Origin of the sequence: Pantoea sp. GD03673, from assembly GCF_029844725.1 — a bacterium.
Classification (GTDB): Bacteria; Pseudomonadota; Gammaproteobacteria; order Enterobacterales; family Enterobacteriaceae; genus Pantoea.
On the sequence record NZ_JAOCKJ010000003.1, the window covers coordinates 1 to 12526 of the forward strand.

Annotated in this window: 11 protein-coding genes and 3 pseudogenes; 12 read left to right on the top strand and 2 right to left on the bottom strand. The window is 56.1% G+C overall.

The genetic code is table 11. The annotated features are described in order from the left end of the window. The 11 genes and pseudogenes from N5J69_RS05865 to N5J69_RS05915 form a co-directional block, all read left to right on the top strand. The coding region (locus N5J69_RS05865) for a DUF3304 domain-containing protein (RefSeq protein WP_279768742.1) at positions 1-291 on the top strand (291 nt) is incomplete at its 5' end. A gap of 122 nt (positions 292-413) precedes the next feature. Further along, positions 414-941, top strand: coding sequence for a DUF3304 domain-containing protein (locus N5J69_RS05870; protein ID WP_279768744.1), 528 nt, complete (start codon positions 414-416; stop codon positions 939-941). Further along, positions 929-1506: pseudogene (locus N5J69_RS05875) on the top strand (DUF2235 domain-containing protein); the annotation flags it as partial. The gene N5J69_RS05870 and the pseudogene N5J69_RS05875, both read left to right, overlap by 13 nt. Then, positions 1505-1720: pseudogene (locus N5J69_RS05880) on the top strand (hypothetical protein); the annotation flags it as partial. The pseudogenes N5J69_RS05875 and N5J69_RS05880, both read left to right, overlap by 2 nt. After that, entirely contained in the window at positions 1720-3315 is a 1596-nt protein-coding gene (tssA, locus tag N5J69_RS05885; protein ID WP_279768747.1) for a type VI secretion system protein TssA, read from the top strand. The pseudogene N5J69_RS05880 and the gene tssA, both read left to right, overlap by 1 nt. Positions 3316-3377: 62 nt before the next feature. Then, positions 3378-5095 (top strand): annotated as a pseudogene (gene tssF, locus N5J69_RS05890) (type VI secretion system baseplate subunit TssF). Continuing rightward, on the top strand, positions 5059-6144 hold the full coding sequence (tssG, locus tag N5J69_RS05895) for a type VI secretion system baseplate subunit TssG (protein WP_279768749.1): 1086 nt from the start codon (positions 5059-5061) through the stop codon (positions 6142-6144). Before tssF ends, tssG begins: the two are co-directional and overlap by 37 nt. After that, positions 6122-6667: a type VI secretion system lipoprotein TssJ gene (tssJ, locus tag N5J69_RS05900; protein ID WP_279768751.1), complete on the top strand. Its 546-nt coding sequence runs from the start codon at positions 6122-6124 to the stop codon at positions 6665-6667. The genes tssG and tssJ overlap by 23 nt, the downstream gene beginning before the upstream one ends. Then, positions 6667-7119 (top strand): type VI secretion system baseplate subunit TssE, encoded by a 453-nt coding sequence (gene tssE / locus N5J69_RS05905; protein WP_279768753.1) that lies wholly within the window; start codon positions 6667-6669, stop codon positions 7117-7119. Before tssJ ends, tssE begins: the two co-directional genes overlap by 1 nt. Positions 7120-7284: 165 nt before the next feature. After that, on the top strand, positions 7285-8649 hold the full coding sequence (locus N5J69_RS05910; protein WP_279768754.1) for a VasL domain-containing protein: 1365 nt from the start codon (positions 7285-7287) through the stop codon (positions 8647-8649). A 160-nt stretch (positions 8650-8809) separates the two neighbouring features. After that, positions 8810-9334, top strand: coding sequence for a phenolic acid decarboxylase (locus N5J69_RS05915; protein ID WP_279768755.1), 525 nt, complete (start codon positions 8810-8812; stop codon positions 9332-9334). Between the two features lie 19 nt (positions 9335-9353). On the opposite strand, the gene clcA is transcribed toward N5J69_RS05915, so the two are convergent. Together clcA and N5J69_RS05925 are read right to left on the bottom strand one after the other, a co-directional pair. Then, positions 9354-10742: a H(+)/Cl(-) exchange transporter ClcA gene (clcA, locus tag N5J69_RS05920; protein WP_279768756.1), complete on the bottom strand. Its 1389-nt coding sequence runs from the start codon at positions 10740-10742 to the stop codon at positions 9354-9356. Between the two features lie 93 nt (positions 10743-10835). After that, positions 10836-11144 carry a YicS family protein gene (locus N5J69_RS05925; protein WP_279768757.1) on the bottom strand — a complete coding sequence of 103 codons (309 nt, stop codon included), beginning with the start codon at positions 11142-11144 and terminating at the stop codon, positions 10836-10838. A gap of 161 nt (positions 11145-11305) precedes the next feature. Between N5J69_RS05925 and N5J69_RS05930 the strand changes: the two genes are divergently transcribed. Further along, the gene (locus tag N5J69_RS05930; protein WP_279768758.1) at positions 11306-12523 is read left to right on the top strand and encodes an FAD-dependent oxidoreductase; all 1218 of its coding nucleotides are present in this window, start codon (positions 11306-11308) and stop codon (positions 12521-12523) included. Positions 12524-12526: the final 3 nt, after the last annotated feature.

Sequence of the window (12526 nt, forward strand, 5' to 3'; positions counted from 1 at the left end):
ATGGTAAGAGTGGACTGGGAAACCGGCTTAGGATATGCGATGGATTTCTCGGGATATGAAAATTGGGATAAATATCTGGCATGGAGGAAAAAAATAAACGCTCAGAAAAAACAACACAGCATCGTTGTGCCAGTACCGGACTATACCGATCAGGATACCTGCGGCATCACGGTACATTTCCTGCCCTGTGACCAGGTGAAAGTGACCACCAGTTGCGCAAATTACGGTCGTCCGGGTTATCCAATTAAAGACCCGATTAAGATGGCGGAGCCGAAAGTCTGTCCGAAATAATCACCGGTCTGGTGGTTATCACGTCTGTTTGACCTCTCTGAAAACAGCCCAGCCACAGTTGCCCGCGCGATTATGGCTAAGCAAAGTGTACGAAATCCGTCCATTAAACAAAGGAATGCAAAATGATGATTAATCATTATCTCATTGCAGCCTGTGCCCTGCTGCTGGCGGGCTGCAGCCAGTCTTCAGCGACGGCCTGGAGCGGCGGTGGTGGCACCATTGAGGCCTTCAACCACACGAAGTGGGCAATTAACCACTTCAGTGTTGATGGTCAGTCGGGCATTGATGTTATCGGGCCGTTCCAGGGCGGTGGCGGTGGCTGCTGCTATGGCGTGCCCGCAAAGTGGCGGCCGGGGATGATGGTAAGAGTGGACTGGGAGAGCGGAGAAGCATCGACAAAGGGATTTCCTGGATTTGCAGATACGGCGAGGTATCTGGTATGGGAAAAGAAAATGAGTGTGAATAATCGTAATCACAGCATCGTTGTGCCGGTACCGGACTATACCGGGCAGGATACCTGTGGCATCACGGTACATTTTCTGCCCTGTGACCAGGTGAGAGTGACCACCAGTTGCGCAAATTACGGTCGTCCAGGGTATCCGATAAAAGACCCGATTAAGATGGCGGAGCCGAAAGTATGTCCGAAATAACCACTAATGGATTGTGTTACCCGCCAGCGTTCCCGGCGCAGGGCCGCCTGCCCCTTCAGGTTTCACTGACAGGCGACAATCTTGCAAAACAGGAGAGTCAGGAGCGGGCATACCGGCAGGAACTCTGCCTGGCCTCGGAACGGCGTGTGGCACCGCCCTGCTGTAAAACCCTGCATATCAGCCTGTTTTTTGATGGCACAGGAAATAACCTGAACAACGATTTATTCGTGGCCCGTGAAAAAAAGCGCAAAGGCGAACCGGCCATTCTTCATCCGACCAATATTGCCCGTCTGTTCCGGGCCACCATCGGTCAGGGTCACGCTGGCGGGCTGACGGATAAAAGCGCTGAGCTGCTTGATGGCGACGGCACCGGCGAAACATGGAGAAGACAGAATTAACTGGGGGCTGTTGCGGCTAATTGATGCCCTGAAGCGAACGTTGCTTAAACAAATACTCTCGGATGGCGAGAGCTGGAAAGCCGTGGAGAAAATGTCGACAGCCGATGTTGTCATTTGGCCTGACAGGCAGTGCGAACCGCTGCGAAACCTTCCAGAGTCTTCTGCAGGCAGCTTGACCGCAGCCAGTGGATGATGAGCTTCACCGCCCCGGATGGTCTCACGCTACAGTGGGTACTGCGATCCCAGTTGGGCAAAGGCCCGCTGGCACTGCTGGCATTACGGAATTTCACTTTGCCGGATCAAATCTTTAGCGTGGATGCCTCTGCGGCTGCACAGGCATTAACCATTACCGATAACTTTGCCATGAAGGGAACAGAATAATGGCCGCATTACAAAACATTCTTAACGCCTGCGGGGCAGATGAGAAGAGCGCACTGGCTGAAGCACGTATGCGCAGTGCGGAGTGGCATAGCTGGCTGGCTCCTCTCGGCAGCAACCAGGGGGCGGGAGACGATCCGGGATATGACGATGATTTTCAGCGTATCCGCGAAGAGGTCAACAAGCTCTCCGGAATCGACACCGCATTAATCTGCCAGCTGGCAGAAAAGCTGCTGAAAACCACCTGCAAAGATCTGCGCGTGCTGACTTTTTACGCCTGGGCACGTCTGCATCAGGAGGGCGAAGCCGGATTTGCTCAGGGGATTGAGCTGCTGGCAGCGATGCTGGACCGATATGGTGCCGCGTTGCACCCACATCGCGAGCGCAGCCGGAAGTCTGCCCTGGAGTGGCTGGGCAGCAGTCGCGTGACGGATAGCCTCTTACTTTATCCTGAAGTGGACATGGCGGTCATGCAGCGAATTACCGCTGCGCTGGTGCTTGCTGAACAGACTTTTCTGACCTTCGACGAGGCGGCACGACCCGAATTAACCGGTTTGTATCAGGCGCTGGATAACCGGCTGGTGCAGAGTGGTGGGGCGAACAGTCTGGTGCCGCAGACCAGCCGTGAAGAGAGTGGTGCTGTGGTCTCAACCGCCTCAGAAGCCCCGGTGATGAGCACCGTCACCTCCGGGCGTGACCTGCTCGATCAGGCGAAAGTGCTGGCCAAATACCTGCGGGATCAGCCCGGTGGCTGGCTGGCGGGGCATCATCTGTTGAAAAGTGTTCGCTGGGACACGCTGACAGAACTTCCTCCGCTGGATGCGGCCGGGCGCACCCGACTGACCCCGCCAAAACCTGACAACAAAGCGCATCTGAAACGCCTCTGGCTGCAAAAAAGCTGGTCTGAGCTGCTGGAACATACCGATACGCTGCTGGAGCAGGGAGTGAATCATCTGTGGCTGGATGTGCAGTGGTACGCCTGGCAGGCGCTGATAAAACTGGATGCGGATACCGCTTGCGCAGACATCCTCTGCCGTGACCTGAAAGGGTTACTGGCGCGCCTCCCCGGACTGGAAGTCCTGACGTTCAACGATGGCACGCCCTTTGCCGATGAAGTGACGCTGCAATGGATTAACGAAAGCGTGCTGGACGATCTGCAGGGATGGAAAGATGAACCGGTCAGAGCCACAGGGATCGGCGCGGATGACGTGCTGACGCTGGAACCTGAGGTCCTCTCCCGCGCTGACAGCGAAGGGATGGAGGCCGCGCTGAGCTGGTTGCAGATTCAGCCGGGTTACACCTCCTCACGCGATCAATGGCTGAAGCGCCTGCTGATGGCGCGGGTCAGCGAGCAGTGCGGTAAAAACGAGATGGCGCTTCATCTGCTGGGTGAACTGGATAGCAGTGCCGGAAAACTCACGCTTGAGCAGTGGGTGCCGGAACTGATGTTCGAAGTCAGGGCACGCCGGTTAAAACTGCTGCGCGGTAAAGCAGGGCGAAGCGAGGCGGACAAATCCCGTCTGCAGCCAGAGATGGAATCTCTGCTTTCCGGGCTTATTGCTCTGGATCCGGCGCGTGCTGCGGTGTTGTGCAGCTAATATACCCACCAGAAAGATGATAATTTATGGATGATTTAACCCTGCGTTATTATGACGCCGAAATGCGTTACCTGCTGGAAGCGGGTGAAGAGTTTGCCCGCGCTCATCCGGAGCAGGCAGCCATGCTCAACCTTGATAAAGCGGGCGCACGTGACCCCTATGTAGAACGCCTGTTTGAGGGTTTTGCTTTCCTGATGGGGCGGCTGCGTGAAAAGCTGGATGATGACTTACCCGAACTGACCGAAGGACTGGTCAGCCTGCTATGGCCGCATTATCTGCGAACTATTCCGTCGATGTCGGTGGTCGAATTCACGCCGGACTGGCGCGAAATGAAAGAGCCGATGCGCATCGCGAAAGGCTTTGAGGTGCATTCCCGCCCGATTGGCGAGAAGGGAACACGCTGCCGTTATACCACCACCAAAGCGATCAACCTTCAGCCACTGTCGCTGGAGAACGTCCGTCTTACCACCGATTCTGAAGGGCGATCGCTTGTCACGTTGCGGTTTGACTGCAGCGATCTTGCCGACTGGGATCGTATCGATCTCAGTTCGGTTTCGCTTTACTTCAATGCTGATGCGCCGCTGGCCTGTGCAATGCATGAAGCCTTTACCATGAATGTGGCGCGGATGTGCCTGAGAATGCCAGGTGATACAGACGCAAGACCGCTGGCAGGGCATTTTACCGCCCAGGGGTTTGGCGAAGATGACACGCTCTGGCCAACCGGCACCAGCAGTTTCAGCGGTTATCAGTTGCTGCTGGAGTACTTTACCTTTCGTGAAAAATTCATGTTCACCGCCCTGCGCGGTCTGGAAAGCGTGAATTTTCCGGCCGGACTTCGCTGGTTTGAAATCGACGTAACACTTACTGAGCGCTGGGAACATGACTTCAGCTTCACGGAAAAGCACCTGCGTCTGAACTGCGTCCCGGTGATCAACCTTTTTCCGCTGGAGTCCGATCCCCTCACGCTCAACTCACTGCAGACCGAGTATATGCTTCGTCCGATGCGCGTGCAGGATGGCCATACGGAATCTATGCGGTGGATTCGGTCATTTCATCCAGTCAGCATACCTATGTGCCGTTTTCCAGCTTTCGCCACAAAGGCGGCATGATGCGTCACCAGGCACCGGAATATTACTACCACACCCGCGTTCGTCGGGGTCCGTCCGGGCTGCATAACACCTGGCTTATCCTCGGCGGTGAGGCCTTTGACAATCACACGCTACCGGCAGATGAAAGCCTGTCGCTGACGCTCACCGGTACGCATGGTCAGCTCCCCCGGCGGGCACTGCAAAGCACTGTGCTGGATACGGTGATGAAAACCACCTCGGCCAGCATCGCGGTGCGTAATCTCTGTGCGCCAACGCTGCCGTGTTATCCCCCGGCCCAGGACCGTTTTCACTGGCGCATACTGAGCCATCTCGGCAGCAGTTTTCTTTCAATGATGGACAACGCCGATGTGCTGCGCGGCACGCTGGCGCTCTATGAGTGGACGCACAGCGAGATGAATCGTCGTCGTCTCGAAGCCATCACAGAGGTGAAACACAGTGAGACTGAGCGTTTTGAGCAGGGCTATCTGGTGCGCGGCGTCCTGATCGACGTCACGCTGGATAGTCACGGCTTTGCCGGGCGGGGAGACATCTGCCTGTTTGGTGAAATGCTGAGCCGCTTTTTTGCACTTTATACCGATATCTACCTGTTTAACCGTCTCGTTATCACCCTGCAACCCACCGGAGAGCGCCTGGAATGGCAAGAGAAACACAATCGCCGCATTCCCGGCTGACGCCACGGCTGGAAGCCGACCTTCACAGAATGAATTTTTACCGGTTTTGCCAGCTGCTTGAGAAAGGCCAGCCCGATAAGCCGCTGATAGGATCGACCAGCCATCCTTCCGATGACCCGGTTCGCTTCAGCCCGCATCCGGGGATGGGGTTTCCCGCCACTGAGCTGAAAAACGTTGAATATGATGAAGAGGATGAAAGCAAACCCCCGGTCATCCGCACCACCTTCATGGGGCTGTACGGCGTGGATTCTCCGCTGCCAACAACTTACCTGGATGATATTACGCAGCGCCGTGAGGGACACGAGGCGCTGCAGAGCTTTCTGGATATCTTCAGCCACCGCATCCTGACGCAGTTTTATCGTATCTGGCGCAAATACTCTTATCCCGCCACCTTTGAGCCGGGCGGCACAGACACGGTTTCGCAGTCACTGTTAGGGCTGGCAGGACTGGGTATTCCCGGCACCGCGAACCATATTGCCACGCCGGTTTCGCGGTTTCTGGCGCTGCTCGGGATTTTACGTCAGCCAGGAAAAACGCAGGAGGGCATCCAGGCGCTGGTGACCCTGCTGGCACCGGAAACCCGCGTTCAGGTCAGTCCCTATTGTCTGCGCCCGGTTGAGATCAGTCAGCCATTAGGTTTTTACGGCGAGGATGATTTCCTGCTCGACGGCAATTCACCGCTGGGTGAGGAAGCGATGGATGCGAACAGCCAGTTACTGATTGCGCTGATGACTGAGGATGAGCAGGAAGCGCAGGGCTGGAAGCCTGATGGTCTGCTCTGGAAAGATTTTTTGATCATGCTGCGGGTCTATCTGGGGTGGCGTTTCAAAGCCCGGATTACCCTGACGCTCAGCACCCCTCTGCTAATTGCGCCGCCATTAGGGGAAGGGGCTTTCTGGCTGGGCATGAACGGTGTACTGGGCGCTGACAGTGAGGAGAGTCTGCCCGATCTCCCGTCGTATTACACCACTGAGCTGGGTTATTACACCGGCCTGCAGCCTGCCGTTCCACAACAAGGAAACCAACGTGTTACGTATAAGTTCGATTAAAAACAGAAGCTGGCTGCTGCTGCCGCTGGCGATTAGCCTGACGGGATGTGGCCTGAAGCAGACCGTCACCGATGGCACCAAATCAGCATTCACTGCTGTGTTTTACAAAAAGATCAAAACCCTGCATCTCGATTTCACCGCACGTGAAACGCTGAACACCGATGCCCGCGAAAATAATTCCCTGTCAGAGTCGGTGGTGATAAGGATTTATCAGCTGAAGGATCGCAAAGCCTTTGATCAATCCGTCTATCAGCAGTTAGTGAAAGAGGGGGACACCATTCTTAGCCCTGATCTGCTGGCCAGCCGGGATGTGGTGCTGAAACCCGGTGGTGCCGCGAGTCTGGATATGCCAATGGAGCCTGAGACAAACTTCGTTGCCATCGTGGGTCTTTTCCGTCATCCGGACAGTGTAAATGACCGCTGGAAATGGGTGCTTGAGCGTAACGATCTCGATCCCGACAAACCGCGCATTATCGAAGCCGGTGCCAGTCAGTTGATGCTGCAACCCGTTAAGGAGCCGTGATGCCACAGGAACATAATGCGGTTTCTTTATACGAGATGCTTTACGGTAACTTCACCGGGGGGCTCGATCTGCAGCAGGTCAGCGACGCGAATCAGGTGATCCTTTCGGTGCTGGATAATATGCAGCGCATCCTCAACTGTCGGGCGGGTACGCTTGCGCATCTGCCCGACTTTGGTCTGCCGGATATGACCAAAATTCTGCAGGGGATGCCGGGAACGGCACACCAGTTAATGAACACGCTTTCTGAGGTGCTGCTCAAGTATGAGCCACGCCTGAAGACGATCAAGGTGGTGCTGCTTGAACAGACCCAGCCGGGCGAGTTGCGTTACGCCATTGATGCCGAACTGAAAGGCCTCGGGCTGGTACGCTACGGCACCGAGTTTATGCCAGAGGGGCGTGTTTTGTTGCGTCACCTGAGACAGCAACATTTCCTGGGTAATCAACAAATCTGAGCCATCGCATCACCCCGGCTGTTTGCGCAATACAAAACAGAGCCAGCAGACCTCGTGCTGGGTCGCAATCAGCGAAACTGAGCCGCAAAGCGCGTGTTCAAACCGATGATACCCGCCGTTACCTTTCCTGTTTCTCAGAAAGGGATCTTCAGGAGCTTTCCTTTAGTGAACACCCCGAAAACCTTTAAAACCGGCAGCGATCCGCGTGGCTTGCCGGATTATGCTGCACTGCGCGATGAACTGGCGAAGCTGTCTCATCCGGCGCGTCCGGATGTAGACTGGGAACGCGTGGAGCAATTGAGTCTTTCGCTGTTTCATAGCAACGGCCTGGAACTGCAGACGCTGTGCTGGTACACGCTGGCGCGAACCCGACTGGCTGGTATGGCGGGTCTGAACGAGGGACTGGCACCGCTGGAGATGCTGATAACCCAGCAGTGGGGAACATTGTGGCCTCGGCCAGCCCATGCCCGGATTGAAATCCTTGCCGGGCTGAGTCAGCGGCTCCAGGCCGTACTGCGTACGCTGACGCTTGATTATGCGCAGCTGCCTCTGATCTATCAGGCCGAGACATATCTGAACACTGTGCGTGATCTCCTGCAGCGTCTGGAGCTGAAAAATATTAGTCAGATAGGTGAGCTGTCTCTGTTTATGCACAATGCAGCCACCCGGCTTGAAAATCAGTACGCCAGTCAGCGTGACCCGTCTGCCAGCGTTATCCCTGCGGAAGACCGGGGTGCCCAAATGGCAGCGGAGCCTGCAACGGTCACGGTTAATTCCGATGAGACTCTCCCCGCCAGCGTCGGCGATGCAAACGGCGTCGCAAAACGGGCACCGCGTATTACTGCCGCAAGAAGTCAGCCAGCCACCAGCCGCAGCGGTGCCGCTGAACCGGTCGTGAAGCCTGGATCAACGCCGCCGAATACGCATCAGGTGCCAGTGAATAAGGAGATATCACCCATTTCACCGCCCCGGCAGGCGTGGCAACCTTTCGTCGCAGGTATGCTGACCATGCTGGTTGTGGGCGCGATCGGCCTATGGAGCAGGCAAAAAATCGACCCGGAGCCGGTCAGCCCTGTGCCGGTCATCGCTGATGCCCATGCGCTGACCACGCTGGCGCAGCTTTCGCCATTATGGCGACAGGAGTATGGCTTTGTGCTCGCTGCCAGCGCTGAGCCTGACGAAGCAGACGCGTTAAAACGCCAGTGGCAGCACTACATTACGGGCAATGCGCTACCCACAGAGTCATTAGCTGGCTGGCATCAGGGCATGGAAGGATTGCAGGCGCTGACACACCGCCTGAATAAGCTTGATGAGCGCAAAGGCAGCTACCTCACCGGCTCAGAACTGAAGTCGATGGTGTTTACGATTACGCAAAATTTCAGCCGTTCCGTTCCCCTCGAAGAGCAGCTTTATCTGCTGGGACAGTCAGAAAACGCGGCATCGGGAAGAGCCGCTCAGCTGGCGCAAATCGATATGCAGTTTTCCCAGTTGCTGAACCGCTATGCGCTGATAAAAAGTCAGGCAGAGTGAGAGCTGGCCGCGATATCTTCCGGGGTCACCGACAGTCTGCCGGGTCGCTTATGGCAAAATTAATAATCTGCGCCATAGTCAATATTCACCGATTGATTACGCTTTAGCTTTTATTAAGTCCATCGGCACCTGTCTCAGGCGCTATTTAACAGAGGTTAAAATGTCTACAGACTCTCCGGAAGATATCTCCAGCGATCTCTCTCAGTTCGTTGGCACACATTTCGTTTATACCTATGATAATGGCTGGAAATATGAGTGGTACGCGCGTAATGAAACGACCTGCGATTACCGCATTCATCAGGGGCTGGTGGGCGGTCGCTGGGTGACGAATCAGAAAATGCACGCGGTGCAGTTTGCGCCCGGCATCTATAAAGTTGACTGGCATGAACCCACCGGCACCTGCGTCAGCCTGCTGTTTGATCTGAATCGCACCCTGCTTCACGGGACAATTTTCTTCCCGCAGTGGATCGCCGGAGAAGGTCAGCACCCGGAGAAAACCATCTGCTATCAGAATGACTTCATTGAAGACATGCACCGCTTCCGCGATGAAGGCCCGGCCTATCCTTATGTGATCATTCCTGAGTTTGCCAAAGTGACTTACATGAAAAACGAAGGGCCGGATAATGATGAAGTGATCAATCAGGCACCGGGGCAGATGCCTGCTGACTATTTTGATGATAAGTGACTGACACGACGACCCGCCGCTAGGGGCGGGTCGCTTCGGCCTGACGCGCCAGCGTGCGGGCCAGTATTGAAGAGTAGAGTGGTTTCCCCCCCAAAAACTGCGCCAGCAGCGTAGCGCCCAGACAGGTAATAATCATCGGCAATATCAGCTGATAGTTATCGGTCATCTCCAGCACCAGCACGATCCCGGTAAGCGGTGCCCTGACGGAAGCCGCAAACAGTGCGCCCATCCCTGCAATAGCAAAAGTCCCTGCGTCCAGATGATACAACGGAAACAGGTCCGTCATCGCCACCCCAAAAGCTGTTCCGAGCAGCGTTCCCAGTGCCAGCATCGGCGCAAAAATACCGCCTGGCGCACCCGAGCCAAAACAGAGCAGGGTCGTGACCAGCCTGACCATAAAGATGAGCAGCAGCAGGGTGAACGGGAAGACGCCATGAACCGCCTGGGGGATCAATTCTGAGCCACCGCCTGCGCCCGGTGCGAATAGCAGCGCCAGAATACCGCAGCCGCCGCCCAGCAACGCACCCGCCAGCACAACACGTGCCGTTTTACCGGCATAAAATTGTGCAAAGAGATCCTGCGTAATAAATATCAGGCGGTTAAACAGCACGCCGACCATACCGATGATCATACCCAGTAACAGATACATCCACAGCGTCTGCACTGGCGCATCAGCCAGTTTGCCTACCGAGATCACCGCCTGTTCGCCGTTGAAACAGCGAAACACGATGCTTGCCATGATCACACCGGTAAACACCGCTTTAATCGAAATCAGGTTATAGCGGAACTGCGGTCGCATCTCCTCGATGATAAACAGGATGCCCGCCAGCGGGGCATTAAACGCCGCTGCCAGACCAGCCGCAGCGCCCGTCGCCAGCAGCGTATGACGCGCTTCGTTGCTGCGCATCCCCAGAATATCAATCACCATGCGACCAATGTTCCCGCCCAGCTGCACCGTCGGGCCTTCACGGCCCAGCACCATCCCGGCACCCAGGGTGCCCATGCCGCCAAAAAACTTTACCGGAATCACGCGCCACCAGCGCACCGGTCTCAGCTCTTCCAGCGCCCCTTCAATTTCAGGGATGCCGGACCCTCCCGCTTCGGGCGCAAAACGCCTGACGAGAAAATAGCCGATCATTGCCAGCAGAGCCGAAATGGCAAAGGCGGCAGCGTAGAGCATCCCGCCATGAAACTGCGCGGGGATGAGCGTGTCGGCGCGCCATTGCTGGATTGCTTCAACGGCGCGGGCAAACGCCACGCCCGCCAGGCCGACCAGCGTACCGACCAGCGCTGCGCAAAACAGCATCGCCAGCGGCGTTTTGTCACGATGGAGCAGGGCGCGAAACATCCGGCTGCGCGCCGCGAGGGAGCGGGGCACATAAACCGGCTGCGGTGATTCTTCATTCATTGAGAGACATTCTTGTTCAACCAGACCAGCGTGCCAGTTTACTGAGTGATAAGGTGAAAACAAACGGCAGAATCATTTTCAGCCGGGAAAAGCTTAATCGGTCTGCGGTGGACAAACCACTTGCGCCATGCGTTCGCGGTAGGCTGGATTATCCTGATTTTTCAGCGCCTGAACCGCAGCGGTCAGCGTTGTCTGATTCTGATTCAGGTTTTGCTTATCGTGCAGAAACGCCTGCCGCAGTTTTTCATCGGAAAGGGCTGGCGGTAACTGACACTTCTGACGCAAATCGTTGGTTATCTGCTGCTGACGTAGCGCAAATTTCAGCGTGTCATAGGGCGCAGCGGCTGCCAGAAGAGGGCTTAACAGCGACAGAATAAACAGCGTGTTGCGGATCACGTTCATAATGATCTCCTGACTGCTGAGCACAAGGCTCTTCGGCAGTTTTCCGTTGGGTTTAATCGCATTGCGTGACTCGCCTCATCACCGCACCATCGAGCGACTGCGGCAACGTCGCCACGGTTGACGCAATAATCATAGCAATACTGGCGCGACAGGGAGCTGACATGCAGCCACATTCCACTGAAATTCTTACCGCTGACTGCTGTATAGTCGGCGGTGGCCCGGCCGGGTTGATGCTGGGCTATCTGTTTGCCCGCGCGGGCCTGCGCGTTGTCGTGCTTGAGAAGCACGCTGATTTTCTTCACGATTTTCGCGGTGACACCATCCACCCCTCTACGCTGGAAATTATGCATCAGCTCGGACTGCTGGCGTCCTTCCTGACGCTGCCCCATCAGCGTGCCGAAAAGCTGGAGGCCGAAATTGCCGGACAAAGCATTACGATGGCAGACTTCTCGCGTCTGCCCGTGCAGTGTCGTTTTATTGCTTTCATGCCGCAATGGGATTTCCTGAACTATATGGCAGAGCAGAGTGTCCGCTATCCGGGTTTCAGCCTGCTGCAATCGACCGCCTTTGAATCGCTCCGTTATGAAAATGGCACGGTCAGCGGCGTAACGGCCTCGTGCGGTCATCAGCAGCTGCATATCCGCTGTAAGCTGGTGGTCGGTGCCGACGGTCGTCATTCACGCGTGCGCGAAGCGGCCGGTCTGACCGGACAGGAATTTGGCGCAGCGCGCGATGTCATCTGGTTCCGCTTAAGTAAGCAGCCGCAGGATCCCGAACTGGGCATGGGCCATAAAGGGCCGCGGCAGAACTTCATTGTCATCGACCGTGGAGACTACTGGCAGTGCGGGCTGACCATTCCGAAAGGGGAGTTTGAGGCTAAGCAGGCCGCCGGACTCGACGCGTTTAAAGCAGAAGTGGCGGCGGTGTCGCCTTTTGAGCCGACGCGCATGACGGAAATCAGTAGCTGGGCGGCATTCAGACTGCTGTCGATACGTATCGACCGTCTTGATAAGTGGGCAAAACCCGGCGTGCTCTGCATTGGTGATGCCGCACATGCCATGTCGCCCATCGGCGGGGTTGGCGTCAATCTGGCGATTCAGGATGCGGTGGCAACAGCGAATCTCCTGACCGATCCCCTGAAAAGCGGTGAACTGCAGCTACGCGATCTGGAAAAAGTGCAGAAGCGCCGTCAGTTCCCCACTGTCGCCACGCAGTTTCTCCAGATTAAGATGAGCCGAAACAAAGCCAGAAGAAAACCCACGGGCAGCAGTAAGGTTCCGGCCATTATCCGTCGCCTGCCGTTTCTGCGTTTTGTGCTGGGTCGCCTGATCGGTCTGGGCTTCAGAACGGAGTCGCCAAAGGTTGCACGTATGAACTAAGAG